This is a genomic window from Bradyrhizobium sp. ORS 375, from assembly GCF_000239775.1.
Lineage (GTDB): Bacteria > Pseudomonadota > Alphaproteobacteria > Rhizobiales > Xanthobacteraceae > Bradyrhizobium.
In genome coordinates this window covers 1-15,879 of the sequence record NZ_CAFI01000238.1, presented here as the reverse complement: position 1 = coordinate 15,879, position 15,879 = coordinate 1, and the positions used below count along the sequence as shown (strand labels likewise).

General features: G+C 65.9%; 14 protein-coding genes. 5 read left to right on the top strand and 9 right to left on the bottom strand.

Going from position 1 to position 15,879, the window contains the following annotated elements:
- The 3 genes from BRAO375_RS19005 to BRAO375_RS18995 all read left to right on the top strand — a co-directional run.
- A partial coding sequence (locus BRAO375_RS19005) for a phosphoketolase family protein (RefSeq protein WP_035641136.1) occupies positions 1-1,787 on the top strand: 1,787 nt, incomplete at its 5' end.
- 185 nt (positions 1,788-1,972) lie between these two features.
- Positions 1,973-2,545 (top strand): glycosyl transferase, encoded by a 573-nt coding sequence (locus BRAO375_RS19000; protein WP_009029081.1) that lies wholly within the window; start codon positions 1,973-1,975, stop codon positions 2,543-2,545.
- 62 nt (positions 2,546-2,607) lie between these two features.
- The gene (locus tag BRAO375_RS18995; RefSeq protein WP_009029080.1) at positions 2,608-3,537 is read left to right on the top strand and encodes a bifunctional helix-turn-helix transcriptional regulator/GNAT family N-acetyltransferase; all 930 of its coding nucleotides are present in this window, start codon (positions 2,608-2,610) and stop codon (positions 3,535-3,537) included.
- 333 nt (positions 3,538-3,870) lie between these two features.
- Here the strand turns inward: BRAO375_RS18995 and moaB are convergent, their stop codons facing one another.
- Entirely contained in the window at positions 3,871-4,431 is a 561-nt protein-coding gene (gene moaB / locus BRAO375_RS18990; protein ID WP_009029079.1) for a molybdenum cofactor biosynthesis protein B, read from the bottom strand.
- A gap of 13 nt (positions 4,432-4,444) precedes the next feature.
- Positions 4,445-5,368 carry a KPN_02809 family neutral zinc metallopeptidase gene (gene ypfJ / locus BRAO375_RS18985; protein WP_035641133.1) on the bottom strand — a complete coding sequence of 308 codons (924 nt, stop codon included), beginning with the start codon at positions 5,366-5,368 and terminating at the stop codon, positions 4,445-4,447.
- 388 nt (positions 5,369-5,756) lie between these two features.
- Here ypfJ and BRAO375_RS18980 point away from each other — a divergent pair, with 388 nt between their 5' ends.
- Positions 5,757-6,890: a site-specific DNA-methyltransferase gene (locus tag BRAO375_RS18980; RefSeq protein ID WP_083842501.1), complete on the top strand. Its 1,134-nt coding sequence runs from the start codon at positions 5,757-5,759 to the stop codon at positions 6,888-6,890.
- 4 nt (positions 6,891-6,894) lie between these two features.
- On the opposite strand, the gene BRAO375_RS18975 is transcribed toward BRAO375_RS18980, so the two are convergent.
- The 5 genes from BRAO375_RS18975 to BRAO375_RS18955 form a co-directional block, all read right to left on the bottom strand.
- Entirely contained in the window at positions 6,895-7,935 is a 1,041-nt protein-coding gene (locus BRAO375_RS18975; RefSeq protein WP_009029075.1) for a hypothetical protein, read from the bottom strand.
- A 447-nt stretch (positions 7,936-8,382) separates the two neighbouring features.
- Entirely contained in the window at positions 8,383-10,947 is a 2,565-nt protein-coding gene (locus tag BRAO375_RS18970; protein WP_009029074.1) for an HWE histidine kinase domain-containing protein, read from the bottom strand.
- Positions 10,944-11,537, bottom strand: a complete 594-nt coding sequence (locus tag BRAO375_RS18965; protein ID WP_035641129.1) for a biliverdin-producing heme oxygenase — start codon at positions 11,535-11,537, stop codon at positions 10,944-10,946. The genes BRAO375_RS18970 and BRAO375_RS18965 overlap by 4 nt, the downstream gene beginning before the upstream one ends.
- Before the next feature lie 161 nt (positions 11,538-11,698).
- The gene (locus BRAO375_RS18960) at positions 11,699-12,136 is read right to left on the bottom strand and encodes a nuclear transport factor 2 family protein (RefSeq protein ID WP_009029072.1); all 438 of its coding nucleotides are present in this window, start codon (positions 12,134-12,136) and stop codon (positions 11,699-11,701) included.
- A 34-nt stretch (positions 12,137-12,170) separates the two neighbouring features.
- On the bottom strand, positions 12,171-12,596 hold the full coding sequence (locus BRAO375_RS18955; protein ID WP_009029071.1) for a nuclear transport factor 2 family protein: 426 nt from the start codon (positions 12,594-12,596) through the stop codon (positions 12,171-12,173).
- Between the two features lie 94 nt (positions 12,597-12,690).
- Between BRAO375_RS18955 and BRAO375_RS18950 the strand changes: the two genes are divergently transcribed.
- A complete protein-coding gene (locus BRAO375_RS18950) occupies positions 12,691-13,623 on the top strand; it encodes a LysR family transcriptional regulator (RefSeq protein ID WP_009029070.1) in 933 nt (310 codons plus the stop codon).
- 49 nt (positions 13,624-13,672) lie between these two features.
- Here the strand turns inward: BRAO375_RS18950 and BRAO375_RS18945 are convergent, their stop codons facing one another.
- On the bottom strand, positions 13,673-14,293 hold the full coding sequence (locus tag BRAO375_RS18945) for a glutathione S-transferase family protein (RefSeq protein ID WP_009029069.1): 621 nt from the start codon (positions 14,291-14,293) through the stop codon (positions 13,673-13,675).
- 132 nt (positions 14,294-14,425) lie between these two features.
- Positions 14,426-15,421, bottom strand: a complete 996-nt coding sequence (locus BRAO375_RS18940; protein ID WP_009029068.1) for an MBL fold metallo-hydrolase — start codon at positions 15,419-15,421, stop codon at positions 14,426-14,428.
- Between the last annotated feature and the right edge of the window lie 458 nt (positions 15,422-15,879).

Sequence of the window (15,879 nt, the reverse complement as noted above, 5' to 3'; positions counted from 1 at the left end):
AGATCGCCAATCCCACCGTGCTGGGCCGCATGGGCGACGCCGAGCTCAAATGCCTGTTCGAAGGCTATGGCTATGCGCCGCTGTTCGTCGAAGGTGACGAGCCCAAAGCGATGCACCGGCAGATGGCGGACGCGCTCGATGTCGCGCTGGCCAGCATCCGCTCGATCCAGCAGAACGCGCGGCAGCCGGATGCGGTGGTCCAGCGGCCGCGCTGGCCGATGATCGTGCTGCGCAGTCCGAAAGGCTGGACCGGACCGAAGGAGGTCGACGGCCTCAAGGTCGAAGGTTTCTGGCGCGCACATCAGGTGCCGATATCGAACCCGCGGGCAAAGCCGGAGCACCTCGCTTTGCTCGAAGCCTGGATGAAGAGCTATCAGCCGGAGACGCTGTTCGATGCGCAGGGCCGTCTCGTGCCGGAGCTGCAGGCCTTGGCACCGAAGGGGACGCGGCGCATGGGCGCCAATCCGCATGCCAATGGCGGGCTGCTGAAGCGCGAGCTGAAGCTGCCCGACTATCGCGCCTTCGCCGTCGAGGTGCGCTCACCTGGCGAGACCATCACGGAAGCCACCCGCGAGCTCGGAAAATTCCTGCGCGAGGTCGTCAGGCTGAATGCCGACACCAGAAACTTCCGCATCATGGGCCCCGACGAGACCGCCTCGAACAGGCTCGACGCCGTGTTCGACGTCACCGAGCGCGTGTGGATGGAAGGCATCGAGCCCTACGACGTGCATCTCGCGCATGACGGCCGCGTCATGGAGGTGTTGAGCGAGCATCTCTGCCAGGGCTGGCTGGAAGGCTATCTGCTCACCGGCCGACACGGCCTGTTCTCCTGCTACGAGGCCTTCATCCACATCGTGGATTCGATGTTCAACCAGCACGCCAAATGGCTGAAGGTGTCGCGCGAGCTGCCGTGGCGCCGCCCCATCGCGTCACTGAACTATCTGCTGACATCCCATGTCTGGCGGCAGGACCATAACGGGTTCAGTCACCAGGACCCCGGCTTCGTCGACCTCGTCGCGAACAAGAAGGCCGACATCGTCCGCATCTACTTTCCGCCGGACGCCAACACGCTGTTGTGGATCGCCGATCACTGCCTGCGCACCTACAACCGCATCAACGTCATCGTTGCCGGCAAGCAGCCTGCGCCGCAATTCCTGTCGATGAAGCAGGCCGCCGTTCATTGCGACGCCGGCATCGGCATCTGGTCGTGGGCGGGCACCGAGCCCGCCGACGAGGGGCCCGATGTCGTCATGGCCTGCGCCGGCGACGTTCCCACCCTGGAGACGCTCGCGGCCGTCGATCTCCTGCGCAGGGAGTTGCCGGACCTGAAAATCCGCGTCGTCAACGTCGTCGACCTGATGACCCTGCAGCCTGACACCGAGCATCCGCACGGCCTCAGCGATCGCGACTTCGACAGCCTGTTCACGACCGATAAGCCGGTCATCTTCGCCTATCACGGCTATCCGTATCTGATCCACCGGCTGACCTACAGCCGCACCAACCATGCCGGCATGCATGTCCGCGGCTTCATCGAGGAAGGCACGACGACGACGCCGTTCGACATGGTCGTGCTCAACGAGCTCGATCGCTTCCATCTCGCGATCGAGGCGATCGAGCGCGTGCCTGGGCTCAGCGTCTCGGCCGCGCATGTGAAGCAGAAATTCCGCGACGCGCTGATCGAGCACGCCCGCTACATCCGCACGCATGGCGAGGACATGCCGGAGATCCGGGACTGGGTCTGGCCGAACAGCACGGGCGGGACAACGCCGGCCCAGGCCGGCGACTGAGCGGCGGAGAAAAGCGCGGGCTGGAGACACCCTGCCAGCCCGTCGTGCGTTGCCCGAACGCAAGCCGCCCGCACGGTGCGGCTCACGCTCCCTGCCGCAAAATTCCGCAGTGCAGCGGGCTGTTTTGGGTATGACAAGATGATAACAAGGGAACCGGAGGCACCGTCAACGAAGATGCCAGGTTCATGCTGAGCGTGATCATCCCGACCGAGGGCGTCGAGCAGACTGCTGTAGCGACCTTGTCCGCGCTGGTGCCGGGCGCCGCGGCGGGCGTGGTCACCGAGGTTCTGCTCGTCGACCGCTCCCCGGATTCCAGCGTGATCGAGCGGGTCGCCGATGTCGCCGGCTGCCATTTCATGAAGTTCGAAGGCTCCCACGCCGCGGCGCTCGCCGCCGGCGCGGCCAAGGCGCGGGCGCCCTGGCTGATGTTCCTGCCGGCGGGCGCAGTGCTCGATCCGGGCTGGATCGACGAGACCATGCAATTCGTCCAGAGCGTCGGCGCGGCCGGACGTCCGCTCGCCGGCGTTTTCCGCTACGCCCGCTCGCCCTACGCCGCCGTCAGTCTGCGCGACCGGCTGCGGTCGGTGACCCGCGCCCTGATCGGACCGCTCGGCGACCAGGGCCTGCTGATCGCAAGGGAGCACTACCGGCAGGTCGGCGGCTACAGGCCGGACGTCAAGCGCGCGGAAACCCGGCTGCTGCGCCAGCTCGGCCGTTCCTCCCGCACCATGCTGCGCAGCCGGATCGTGATGGTGTAGCCCGGATATACTTGCCAAAGTCAACAGATTGGTTGATATTGGCAAGCATACGAGGTGCCCCCATGATCCCTGCTCCGTCCGACAGCCAGGTCGCGGCCGTCCGCGCCTTCAACCGCTTCTACACGCGCAAGCTCGGCGCGCTCGACCAGCATCTGCTGGACAGTCCGTTCTCGCTCGCGGAAGCACGCGTGCTGTATGAGCTCGCCCAGCACGAGGCAATTTCGGCCAAGGAGATCGGCGTCTCGCTCGGCCTCGATGCCGGCTATCTCAGCCGCATCGTCCAGAGCTTCGACGAAAAGGGCCTGATCAGCCGCACGCCCCTGCCCTCCGATCGCCGGCAGCAGCAGCTCAGCCTCACGGCAAAGGGACGGCAGGCTTTCGCCAAGCTCGACCGCAGTTCGCAGAGGGAGATCGCGGCCATGCTCGCGCCGCTCGCGCCGGAGCTTCGCGATCGGCTGGTCGGGGCGATGGCGACCATCGAGACCGCGCTGGAGCCGGCGCAGCCGCAACGCTCGCCGGTGCTGCTGCGCAGCCATCGCCCCGGCGACATCGGCTGGGTGATCGCGCGGCATGGCGCCGTCTACGCCGAGGAATATGGCTGGAACGCCGGCTTCGAAGCGCTGGTCGCGGAGATCGGCGCGCTATTCATCCGCAACTATGACCCGGCGCGCGAGCATTGCTGGATCGCGGAGCTCGCTGGCGAGCCGGTGGGCTCGATCTTCCTGGTCAAGGGCAGCGACGATGTCGCCAAGCTGCGGCTGCTGCTGGTGGAGAAGAAGGCTCGCGGGCTCGGCGTCGGACGGGCCCTGACCGAACAATGCATCCGCTTCGCGCGCGAGACCCACTACAAGACGATCGAGCTGTGGACCCAGAGCATTCTGACGGCGGCGCGTGACATCTATGCGCGCGCCGGCTTCCGCAAGATCGCCGAGGAACCGCATGCGTCGTTCGGCGTCCAGCTCATGGGCGAGACGTGGCGGCTCGAGCTGTAGCCACGCTGCTGGCGCGCTGTGCCCGGCAAGACCTACCGAGTAGTGGTCGGCCCGCGCGGGAATAATCGCCGCCAGCATCGGCGCGGCGATCGAAGGCGGCGGCGGCTTCTTGATCGTCCCGGCGAAGTGAGGCGTGAGGTGCAAGCAGCTCATGCGTCGTGCCTGCCCATCTCACTGGCCCACCCTCGGGGGTCATTCCGGGGCAAGGCCGCAGGCCTTGAACCCGGAATCCCGAGATTGTCTTGCCCGCGGCCATAGCCAGCGATTCCGGGTTCAATCGTCAGACGCGGCTGCGTCTGACGATCGCCCCGGAATGACGTAGTCGACCGCCCACTAAGCCGTTGCGCCCTGCGCCTTCGGCCGGCGCAGATGCTCGTCGAGCCGCGGCATGATCTCGACGAAATTGCACGGCCGCGTGCGGTAGTCGAGCTGGGCAGCAAGGATGCCGTCCCAGCCGTCGCGGCAGGCGCCCGGCGAGCCCGGCAGGCAGAAGATGTAGGTCGCGCCGGCCACGCCGGCGGTCGCCCGGCTCTGGATCGTCGACGTGCCGATCTTGGCGTGGCTCAGCAAATGGAAGGCGATCGAGAAGCCGTCCATGCGCTTCTCGAACAGCGGCTCGATCGCCTCCGGCGTGACGTCGCGGCCGGTGAAGCCGGTGCCGCCGGTGGTGATGACGACGTCGACGCCGGGATCGGCGATCCATGCCTTCACCACGGCGCGAATCTTCTCGACATCGTCGGTGACGATGTCGCGCGCCGCGAGCCTATGGCCCGCTGCGGTCAGGCGATCGGCCAAGGTGTTGCCTGATTTGTCGTCGGCCAGCGAGCGCGTGTCGGACACCGTGAGCACCGCGATGTTGAGGGGGATGAAGCTCTTGCTCTCGTCGATCGCCATTTCAACACCGCCCTTACAACTGCGCGTTCGCGGCGAACGTATTGCAGGCCTGCACGGAGCCCTGCTGATAGCCGATCATGAACCAGCGCTTGCGCTGCGCGGCCGAGCCATGGGTGAACGAATCCGGCACCACGCGGCCCGTCGCCTTGCGCTGCAGAGTGTCGTCGCCGATCGCGGAGGCCGTCGTCAGCGCAGCGTCGATATCGCCCTCCTCGAGGAAGCCTGGACGCTTCTTCTCCTCACGATTGACCCAGACGCCGGACAGGCAGTCGGCCTGCAGCTCGACCTTGACCTGCAGCGCGTTGGCTTCGGCCTTGCTGCCGACCTGCTGCTGCATCCGCGTCACACGCGGCAGGATGCCGAGCAGGTTCTGGACGTGGTGGCCAGCCTCATGCGCGATGATGTAGGCCGCAGTGAACTTGCAGGCGTTGCCCGAGCAGCCGCGGAAGCGGGTCTCGACCTCGCGGAAGAATCCCGTGTCGAGGAAGATCTGCCGGTCAGGCGGACAATAGAACGGCCCCATCGCCGACTGCGCCATGCCGCAGCGGCCGCCATTGGTGCTGTTGCGGAACAGCACGATCTTCGGTCCGGTGTAATTCTGGCCCGAGGCCTGGAAGATCTCGCTCCAGCGATCGTCGATCTCGCCGAGCACGCCGGCGATCATGTCGCCCATCTCGTCCTTCGGCGCGCCGGTCTTGCCCGCCGAGCGCCGCTCGGTCTGATAGGACGGCGCGCCGCCATGGCTGATCATCTCGGCGCCGCCGATCAGGATGCGCGGGTCGATGCCGAAGGCGTAGCCGATCAGGCCGAGCACGATGATGGTGCCGATGCCGAGCCCGCCGCCGCCGATCGGCAGACCCATACCGCCGCCCATCCCGCCGCCTTCGTCGCGACGGTCGTCGATGTCGTCGCTGCGACGGAAATCATCGTAACGCATGGCGGCCTTTCCTCACTGTCCTTGCGCGGCTCTGCGCGAAAATCCCAACGCGGCAAACAGGTAAAATTTCCACTGTGTTAATCAATAACCCGGCCGGCAAATTTTGCCTAGCGTGGCGCAAAAAATCCGCGCGCACGCCCCGGACCGCCAGCCCTGCTCAGATGCCCGCAGGCACGAGAAAAGCCACTCGCATCGCTGCGTTGTACCACGAGCGCGACGCATGAACGAAGGCCTCGCGACGCACCGGTGCGCGTGATGAACATGCTTGCTGAGATGCGAATAATTTTCCCGGTTAAGTCCATTTTTACTTTGCCGGGTCAATGTGTGGGCAGTCGGTTGTTAGGTCCCGCGTCGCCGACAGCGTCGCCTGAGTCAGAGTTCTTGAGTCATGGTTGAGTCGCGTCGCGGGGCGTCTGCAAGGGCGCCCCGCACTAAATTCCAGGCTCTTGAAGAGCACCGAATCATCGTCGGCGACTGCGTCGCCGAGATGTCGAAACTGCCAGCCGCATCCGTCGACCTGGTGTTCGCAGATCCGCCCTACAATCTGCAGCTCAAGGGTGAGCTCAAACGTCCCGACGAATCGCAGGTCGATGCGGTCAACGACGATTGGGACAAGTTCTCCTCGTTCGCCGCGTATGACGACTTCACGCGCGCCTGGCTGCTCGCCGCGCGGCGCGCGATGAAGCCGAGCGCGACGATCTGGGTGATCGGCTCCTATCACAACATCTTCCGCGTCGGCGCGATCATGCAGGATCTCGGCTTCTGGATCCTCAACGACATCGTCTGGCGCAAGTCGAATCCGATGCCGAACTTCCGCGGCCGCCGGTTCACCAACGCGCATGAGACCATGATCTGGGCCGCGCGCGACGAGAAGGCGAAGGGCTACACCTTCAACTACGAAGCGCTGAAGGCGTCCAACGAGGACGTGCAGGCGCGCTCGGACTGGCTGATCCCGCTGTGCACCGGCGAGGAGCGGCTGAAGGACGGCGACGGCAAGAAGGTTCATCCGACGCAGAAGCCGGAAGGCCTGCTGGCCCGGGTGCTGCTGTCGTCATCGAAGCAGGGCGATCTGGTGATCGATCCGTTCAACGGGACGGGTACGACCGGCGCCGTGGCAAAACGCCTCGGGCGCCGCTACATCGGCTTCGAGCGTGACAAGGTCTATGCGGAAGCGGCAGAACGACGCATCGCGGCGGTCGAGCCTCTCCCGGCGGAGACGCTCGCACCGTTCATGACGGCGCGCGAGGCGCCGCGGGTGGCGTTCTCTGAATTGATCGAGCGCGGCATGATCGCGCCCGGCGCCAAGCTCGTCGACTCCAAGCGGCGTTACGGCGCGCTGGTGCGCGCCGATGGCGCCATCATGCTCGGCGACAAGGTCGGCTCGATCCACCGCATCGGCGCGGTCGCCCAGGGGCTGCCGGCCTGCAACGGCTGGACGTTCTGGCACGTCGAAACCAAGGGCGGCCTGAAGCTGATCGACGAATTGCGCGCCGAGATCCGCTCCGAGATGACCGCCGCCTGAGGCGTTACGACCTGCGGCGTCCCTGTCCGGAATAGCGCGCCAGGAGGTCCTCGACCTCGTATTGATCGTCGTAGCGCACATCGTCGCGCGGCACCACCGACAGCTGCGCCGCGCGCTGCGGCTCGCGGCGCATCGCGGACGTCGGATGGAAGTCGTCCACCGGCGGCAGGTGCATGCGGTCGAGCTCCGGCTCGGTCGGCCAGCGCGAGACGTACCGCGCCGCGGCCGGCTCGATGCGCAATTGCCGTTTCGCTCGGGCCCGCGCCAGCAGCACGCTCGTGGAGAAACCGGCCACCGCGACCGCGCCGAGGAAGGCGAACAGCCGGGTCCGCGCCGCATCGTCCGGCACGCCGCCCACGGAGGTGAGCGGAGCGACGTCGGCGACCGCCGGCGATGCCATGACGGACGCGGCCGTCTCGGCTGGTGCTGCATCGCTCGAGGCCGCGGCGAGCGTCATGGTTGATGGACGCGGCGGCGGCGCGGGCTGCGTCTGCAGCGTGCCGGACGAATCCGGCCAACGCGTCGCAACGGCGGAATCGCTCGCAACGGCCTCCGCCGTGTCGACCACCGGCGCCGAGCTCAACGGCTCAGGACCTGCCGGAGCCATCGCGCTGGACGGCGCTGCCGCCGGCGCCGCGACGGCCGGAAACGCGGCGACCGGCGGGAACACGCCGGACGCGCGTGCGCCCGCGCTCGGGACCGCAGGCGCGGTCTTCATGTCGTCGGCGGATTGAGACGATTGGATTTCCGCACGCGCATCGGCCGCGGACGACGACAGCGTCGTGCGATCCCGATGCGAGGCCAGCTTGCGGGTGACGAGCGAGGCGCCCTGCGAAGCGCGATCATCGTCGCGCAGATACCAGCACTGCTTCTTCGTCGTACGATCGACGCGATAGAACCAATGCTTCCCTGCCGGAGTCCCCCCAGGCTTCGCAAGGCATTCGTCAGCAGCCGATGCCGGTTTAAACTCGATTGCCACCGCAGCCGCTCCCGCCAGCGCAGCGGCAGCAACACACGGCAACAAACTCGCCGTTCGATTCGTCATCAGACCTCCGACGATTCAACGCGCCCCCGATGCGCCGTTTCGGCGATGACTTCGTTCGGAATAAGGCTGCTCAGGTTCCATTTGTCGAAACAATGTTAGAACGACGGTGTCCTTTGGATGCGTTCTAATTTTTTCGGGCTGTTTTGTCGCAGCAACAGCGGGAATAGCCGCAGATGCGGCGCTTCATCGGCGACGTCGCGATCGCGACAACACGCGGATGTGAGACGGCGCGCACAGGAAAATTATGCACGCCAACCATCGCAAGCAGCTCGCGCTCGCAATGATCGACCGCAACTATGCGCGACGAAGGCAATCGTTCAACCTTCGACTACACGCGGACAAATCTCCGCGCCAAGGTTGATTGGCACAATGGCAGACGAGGTGGCTGCGGCCATCAGCACGGCCATCGCGCTCATTGTATTGCGAAGCGTTCGGACAATGACCAAGCTACCGAGCGGGATCGCGACCCAGCGCAGCCTGCTTCATCATCTTCGACAGCGCCCTCTCGACCAGCTCGCGCGTGTACGGCTTCTGAATCACAGGCGCCGCCGACAGCTCTTCCGGAATCGGCGCGCGCTCGCCATAGCCGGTGGCGAACATGAAGGGCACGCCGAGCTCCTTCAACCTGTGCCCGACGGGAAGGCTGCTCTCCGCGCCCAGGTTGATGTCGAGCAGGGCGAAGCTCGGCACCGCGCGCTCGATCGACTTGAGCGCCTGGTTCACTGAGGCGGCCGTGTCGACATGGCGTGCGCCGAGCTCGAGCAGGATCACTTCGGCGCCCATCGCGATGATCAGATTGTCCTCGACGATGAGCGCGGTGCCGGAGAGCTGCGGCATCTGCTCATCCTTGGCCTGATGACGCGACGGCGCGCCGGTCAGCGCCGGGACCATCTGCACGAAATTGGCGGGGATCACGAAGCGCGCCTGCACGCCGAGCAGGTCGAAGCGGATCTCGGCATCGCCCTTCAGATCGAACGGCACCGAGCGCTCGATGATCGTGGTGCCGAAGCCGCGCCGCGACGGCGGCTGCACCGGTGGCCCGCCGCTTTCCTTCCAGTCGATCACGAGGCTCGATCCCGGATCGAGCCTCCAGATCACCTGGACCTGTCCGGTGGAATCGGCGAGCGCGCCATATTTCGCCGAGTTGGTCATCATCTCGTGCACGACGAGCGCGAGCGTCGCGAACGCCTTCGGGTCGAGCGCAACATCTGGACCTTCCATCCTGACACGCCCGGCCCGCGCGCCGAGATAGGCCCCCGCCTCCGACTCCAGCAGATGGCGCAGCGCCACGGGCGCCCAGTTCAGATTGGTGATCTGGTCGTGCGCCCGCGCCAGCGCCTGGATGCGGCCGCCGAGCACGGACGCGAACTCCTCGACCGACGTCGCCGTGTCCTTGCTCTGCGCGACCAGGCCGCGCACGAGACTCAGGATGTTGCGGACACGGTGATTGAGCTCGGCGATCATCAGCTCCTGCCGCTCCTGCGCGCCGCGGCGCTCGCGCGCGGCGAGCTCGGACAATTGCAGGATCACTTCCAGAAGCGTGACGCGCAGGCTCTCGGCGATGCGTAAGTCAGCCGTCGTCCATGGCTTCGATTGTCCGGCCACCGTCTGCTGCCACAGCTCGAAGCTCTTGCGCGGCGTCAGCCGGGCGCCGAGCGGCCCCTCGGCATAGGTCTTGTTGGGGTCGCCCGCCCACTTCACCGAGCGCAGCACCTCGCGGCGGAAGAAGATCAGGCAGTCGCGCGGCGTGCGCGAGATCGGGATCGCCAGGAAGCCCGCGGCACGATCGCGGAACGCCTCGCCGGCGGCGTAGATCTTGGCGATCTCGGCGCTGGCGCAGATGCGTCCCGGCGACGTCCGGTTGATGAAGCCGATGAGGTCCTGCACCTCCTCCGCGGTCGGTGTCTCCCCGTCGAGCGTGATCTCGTCGTCCGACCATACCGCAAGGCCGTCGCACTCGATCATCTCGCGATAGTCGGCGACGAACTCCAGAATCGCGCGCTTGCTGTGCGCCTGCGCCGCCGCGCGCTCGATCAGCCGCTCCTGGATCTGGTGGGCGCGGTTCTCATAGGCGACGTCGGTCTCGCGCTCGCGCGCCTCGAGCAGCCAGGAATACATCTGGCCGAACAGCTCGGCCGCGGTCCGCTTCTCGAACGACAGATGGCGCGGCGAATAATGGTGGCAGGCGAACAGCCCCCACAGTTTGCCGTCGCGCAGGATCGAGACCGACATCGACGCCGCGACGCCCATGTTGCGCAGATATTCGATGTGAACGGGCGAGACCGCGCGCAGCACGCTCATCGACAAATCGAGCAGGCCGGCATTGTGCGTCGGGCTCGACATCACCGGCGACGGCGCGGCGTTGATGTCGGCGATGATGCGCAGCCAGTTGCGTTGATACAGCTGCCGCGCCTGCCGCGGAATATCGGAGGCGGGATAGTGCAATCCGAGAAAGGGCTCGAGGCCGGAGCCCGCCGTCTCCGCGATGACCTCGCCCGAACCATCCGGATGAAAGCGATAGACCATCACGCGGTCAAAGCCGGTCAAGAGCTTGAGCTGGCGCGCAGCCTCCTGCGCGAGGTCCGTCATTCCCGTCGTCTTGCGAATGCGGCCGAGCATCAGCCGCACCAGCTCGCCCGAATTGACGCCGGGCTCGATCAGGCTGGGCTCGGCCTCGACAATCAGATAGGCGCTGGAAAAATGGATGGCGAGGTCGAACAGCTTGCCGTGCCCCTGCAGATCGACCCCGAACACGCGCTCGACCGCATCGGGCCCGCTCAGATAGTCCACGCGCGCGCGGATCGCCGTCGCGGCGCTCTCGGATAAGACGAGCGCGAGCGGCTTGTGCAGCAGCCAGCTCAGGTCGCCGCCGAGAAAGTCCGGCGCGTTCTCCGAGGCCATGCAGATCGTGAAGTCGGACACCAGCGCCAGCAGGAAGCCGAACGGCTGGACGCGGCCGGGCACATGGATCGGCTCGCGATCGCAATTGGTGAGATTGACGGGCTCGTTCATGCTGCTGCCATCGCCGTCGCAAACATCGCGAACGCGGCGTGGGCACTCGCAATCACCCTGGCGTCCTCGCCGGGCGCAAGCCGCTCTTCCGCGAGTCGTGACAGGAAGCTGCGCCACAGCCCCTGCCCCGCGCCATGACGCAGATAGCGTGTCGCCCGCCGCACGCGGGGATCAGCGGAGGCCGCCACGATGCGCAGCAGATAGACCGCTCCGAGCCGCGATCCCTCCAGGACATAGAGCGTGCCGAGGACCGAGGGACGATCCAGCGTCGGCACCGGCACGTCGACCGGAACGTCGTGACCGTCGAGATCGGCAAGATCGATGCGAATCGCATCCGAGCGCCGCCGCTGCGGCCAATCGTCGAGCACGGCACCCGCGCCGCAGCGGTCGAGCATCTGCTCCAGCGGCAGCAAAGCGGCCGCGCTCGCCTGCAGGAAGCGGCGATAATGCGCCGTCGTCGTCAGGTCGAACCGGCCGAGGCGCTCGTCCAGCGCGTGGTGGGCCGCAGAGGTCGCGACCTTCAATCTCTCGCGGATGCCCTCGCTGCCAACGGCGCGAAATGGGTCATCGGAAATGGCAGCCAGCGACATCAAGGAGCTCAGAACAAGGGGGATGGGCCGCAGGCGCGCCACGGCCTCATGCAACGTCGCGGCAGCGGGTGGGTTCCGGGCCGGCGGCCTTTTTTTCACTCCGGATCCAACCTCGCCTTCCGGGCGAAGTTCCGCTTGGCCCCCCCCTCCCTCCGATGGTCTCAGCGACTCCCGGAGGTCACGGCTGATGGCGGACCCAGCACGGTCTCGATCAGCAGCGTGTCGCAGTACTCGACCCATTCGGTGATGCGGCCGTCGGCCAGCCGGAGCACGTTGCAATAGCTGTTGTTGTAGGCGCGGCCGTCGGAGGTCGTGTTGCGGCCGTGGGCCTGGACGACCACGTATTCGCCTTCGGCGATCAGCCGCAGCGGAATCGTGGTGATGCGGCCGAGCCGCGTCCGCAGCGGTGCGAACAACTCGGCGAGGACGGTGTCCTTGCCGTCGAAGCTGCGCGACCACGATCCGCTGCCCATGATGACGAAGCGGAAATCGTCCGATAGATGCGCCAGCAGCGGCTGCGGGTCGCTGTTGGCCAGCGCATCGAACACGTGCTGCACGATCTGCTTGTTGTGACGGCTGGTGGCTTCCACAGTGCTCACTGGTGCTTCTCCCTCGCATTCGGTCAATGGCGCATCAGCCGGCCCGCCTGAGCGAGGCCGGAAAGGGTCCCAGCACCGCTTCGGTCAATGCCGAGTCGCAATATTCGCGGATCTCGACGATGCGCCCTTCGCGCAGCCGGAAGATCAGGCAATAGTCGTTGTTGTAGGCCTGCCCTGCTTTGGTACGCATCTCGCCCTTGCCTTCGACGACGACGACATCGTCCTCGGCGATGAAGCGCAGCGGAATGGTGCGGCGTCCCTCCGCGAGCAGGCTGCCGAGGTGGCCGTGGAGATTGCGCAGCAGCGCAGCCTTTCCCCTGATCGTCTGTGACCACGAGTATTGGCCTGTGATCACCATGGTGACGTCGTCGGCGATCGCCGCGACATAGGCCGCGCGGTCACCGGCGGCGGCCTTCGCGAGCAGTTCCTGCATCCATAGCTTGTTGGCGCTGGCGGTCATGACATCGTCTCCTCGATCTGGCGCGACACGAGGGAGCATGCGGCACGACTCCGCATTCTTCCAATCGATATGGAATATGATATCAATTCACCTGATGAATTTAGCCGCGCTCGATCTCAACCTGCTGGTGGCGCTCGACGCGCTGCTCCGTGAAAGCAGCGTCAGCCGGGCCGCGTTGCGCATCGGCCTGTCCCAGCCGGCGGCCAGCCACGCGCTGCAGCGGTTGCGCGATCTGCTCGGCGATCCCCTGCTGGTGCGGACGGGCGCGCGCATGGAGCTGACCCCACGGGCGCTTGCGCTGCAGGCGCCGCTGGCGCAGGCGCTGGACCAGGTGCGCGGCCTGTTCACGCCAGATGTGTTCGACGCCGCCAGCAGCGAGCGCCAGTTCCGGCTGATGATGCCCGATCTTGCAGTCGAGCTGCTGATGCCGTCCCTGATGGCCAAGGTGACTCGAGCCGCACCCAATGTGCGCATCGATGTCGTGCCCTGGCGAGGACCTGCGATCTTCCATGCCGAGTTCGCGCGCACCATCGACATGGTGATCTCGATCGGCAACGCCTTCAAAGGCTTTCACCGCCAGCTGCTCTACACCGACAGCGATGCGCTGGCAGTGCGCCGCGGTCATCCCGCCGGCTCACGTCTGTCCAGGCGCGAGACGTTCCTGTCGGCGCGGCATGTCGCCGTCGTGCTGCGCGGCCAAAGCGAGGACCTGATCGACAACTGGCTGCGCAGCAAGGGCTGGGAGCGGCGGATCGCGCTGGTCGTGCCGAGCTATATCGAGGCGCTGCATGTCGCGGCGCGCACCGATCTCGTCGCCTTCGTGCCGCGCCGCCTGATATCGGCACTGGCGCGGCCGTTGTCGCTGGCAACCGTGACGCCGCCGCTCGATCCCGGCATCGACGAGCAATACATGTTCTATCCGACGCGGGCCCAGGTCGAGCCGGGCTCGATCTGGCTGCGCACGCTGATGCTGGAGACCGGGCGCGCGCTCGGCGGCGCACCACCACGCGCAACGAAAGGAAGATGAACGGGCGATGCGGCCACCGTTCAGCGCGCGCATTCCGCGGACGAGATCGTCAGGCCGAGACCTCGGCGAGCGCCTTCTGCACGGCCGGCCGTTCGGCCATGCGCTTGAAATGCGCGGCGACCTTCGGGAAGGCATTGATGTCGACGCCGTCGCCTTCCAGCCATTGCGCGATCGTGAACAGATAGGGATCGCCGATCGTGTACTGTTCACCCATCACCCAGGGACCGCGCAGCATCTTCTCCTCGATCAGCGCGAAACAGGCGCCCATTGTCTCCGGCACCTTCCTCTTCATGTCGGCGAAGGAGGATTCCTCGGTCGCCCAGCGATAGCCGCGCATCTTGTGCGCGTGGGCGATGTGGACCGTCGAGCAGAGATAAGCGGTGAACGACTGCACCTCGGCGAAGGCGAAGATGTCGTCGAGCGGTGCAAGCCGCGCCTGCGGGAAACGCTGCGCGATATAGGCGAGCATCGCGGGGGTCTCGGTCAGGATGCCCTGCTCCGTCACCAGCGCCGGCACCCGCCCCTTGGGATTGACCGCAAGATACTCGGGGCTGTTCTGCTGGTTGGTCTTGAAGCTGAGCTTCTCGACCGCGTAGGCAGCGCCGGTCTCGGCCAGCGCGATGTGGGAGGCGAGCGCGCAGGTGCCCGGCGCGACATAGAGCTTGAGCATGATGTTCCCCGACGAGACGAGACGCGAACCTAGCGGCGGCGGCATCGGCCGTCCATCCCGCTGGCGAGAGAACACGTCTGCGTGGCCAGCATGCGCTGGCCGCCGCATGAGGTGAGTTCGGTCAACCGCCGGTCAGAGCGGCGCCACGTCCATCGTATGTACGGCCGTCGGGAAGTAGCGGAAGCCGTCCCCGGCCTTGCCGATGTGTCCGATGCCCGGCCACGGGAAGTGATAGCCGAGAATCCGCGTCCGGTTGGCGGCGAGCATGTCGAGCACGCGGACGCGGGTCTTGGCGGCCTGCTTCGGATCGGTGTCGTAGGCGAACTCGATCAGCGGCTTCTCGATCAAGAGCACCGGGTGATGCGAGATGTCGCCGATGTAGCACAGCTGGTCCTTGCTCGACTGGATCAGGAAAATGGTGTGCCCGACCGTGTGACCCGGCGTGAACATCGCCTGCACGCCCGGCAGGAACTCCTGGCCGTCCTTGAAGAAGGTGATGCGGTCCTTGACGGGCATGAGGTTGCGCACCGCCTGCTCGTAGAACGCCTTGTAGTTGGGGCCGACCTTGGCCTCGTCCGTCCAGAAGGCGAAGTCGGCCTCGGAAATGAACAGCTCGGCATTGGGGAAGCTTGGCTTGCCGTCGGGGCCGATCACGCCGCCGCAATGGTCGATATGGGCGTGCGTCATGACCAGGGCATCGACGTCCTTGGCCTCGATGCCGGCCTGCTTCAACGTCATCAGCATCTTGCCGGTGGTGTCGCCGAACAGCTTCGAGACGCCCATGCCGTTGTCGAAAATGATGATCTTGTCGCCGGTGTTGAGCACCAGGATGTTCTGCTCCAGCGTCGCCGCGCCGACCGGCAGAAAGTTGCTGGTCAGCATCGCATCGAGATCGCCGGGTGAAATTCCGAGGAACGCCGCATGGGGATCGCCGAGCGGCAATATGCCGTCCGAGATGATGGTGGCCTCGGCCGCGCCGAGCTTGAAGCGGAAGAAGGTCGGCGCCTGCGTGTTCAGGAACGGGCCCTTGGCAAGGACGGGAGAGCTGGCCAGTCCCGTCAATCCATAGAGCCCCGCGGCCGCGCCGACACCCAGCAGCGAACGACGTGAGACAACAGCGTTCGTCATGCACACCTCCCCTTGTATGATGTTGTTCTGGCGAAGCTCGTGTTGATCCGAGCCGTTGATCGATAACTCTTCGTCGTCGCGTAACATGTGTTCGCGCCGCACACAAAAGATGCAAGGCGAAGCAACACAATCTCAGATTATCTACATCCGCATTCGCTGGGCAATGAAAAAGATTCAACGCTGCGGTCACCAAACAGACACGCCGAACCTGCGCCGCGGCACGGCGTCAGCTCACGGCCCGCTTCTTCAAAAAATAAATATCTTGCGCTTTATCGGAAACGATGATTATCTCCTGCCCAACCCGCCTCACTGCAAGGGGCGTAGCGCGCGATCGTCACGACACGCGAGGCGGGGATGCGGTGGCCGCAAGGATCGCAGCGTCCTCTCACGGGGGCGCGGACGAACGATGTCTTGCGGACGCGAAGTCGCAGCGTCCTGACACCCCGAAGCTGGTGTCC

What these genes read in the sequence shown, in the direction of transcription:
- BRAO375_RS18980 (WP_083842501.1), top strand. Translation starts at nt 5,757, where the DNA reads ATGGTTGAGTCGCGTCGCGGGGCGTCTGCAAGGGCGCCCCGCACTAAA.
- moaB (WP_009029079.1), bottom strand. Translation starts at nt 4,431, where the DNA reads ATGGCGATCGACGAGAGCAAGAGCTTCATCCCCCTCAACATCGCGGTG.
- BRAO375_RS18970 (WP_009029074.1), bottom strand. Translation starts at nt 10,947, where the DNA reads ATGAACGAGCCCGTCAATCTCACCAATTGCGATCGCGAGCCGATCCAT.
- BRAO375_RS18945 (WP_009029069.1), bottom strand. Translation starts at nt 14,293, where the DNA reads ATGCTCAAGCTCTATGTCGCGCCGGGCACCTGCGCGCTCGCCTCCCAC.
- BRAO375_RS18965 (WP_035641129.1), bottom strand. Translation starts at nt 11,537, where the DNA reads ATGTCGCTGGCTGCCATTTCCGATGACCCATTTCGCGCCGTTGGCAGC.
- BRAO375_RS18975 (WP_009029075.1), bottom strand. Translation starts at nt 7,935, where the DNA reads ATGACGAATCGAACGGCGAGTTTGTTGCCGTGTGTTGCTGCCGCTGCG.
- ypfJ (WP_035641133.1), bottom strand. Translation starts at nt 5,368, where the DNA reads ATGCGTTACGATGATTTCCGTCGCAGCGACGACATCGACGACCGTCGC.
- BRAO375_RS18950 (WP_009029070.1), top strand. Translation starts at nt 12,691, where the DNA reads ATGAATTTAGCCGCGCTCGATCTCAACCTGCTGGTGGCGCTCGACGCG.
- BRAO375_RS18940 (WP_009029068.1), bottom strand. Translation starts at nt 15,421, where the DNA reads ATGACGAACGCTGTTGTCTCACGTCGTTCGCTGCTGGGTGTCGGCGCG.
- BRAO375_RS19000 (WP_009029081.1), top strand. Translation starts at nt 1,973, where the DNA reads ATGCTGAGCGTGATCATCCCGACCGAGGGCGTCGAGCAGACTGCTGTA.
- BRAO375_RS18995 (WP_009029080.1), top strand. Translation starts at nt 2,608, where the DNA reads ATGATCCCTGCTCCGTCCGACAGCCAGGTCGCGGCCGTCCGCGCCTTC.
- BRAO375_RS18955 (WP_009029071.1), bottom strand. Translation starts at nt 12,596, where the DNA reads ATGACCGCCAGCGCCAACAAGCTATGGATGCAGGAACTGCTCGCGAAG.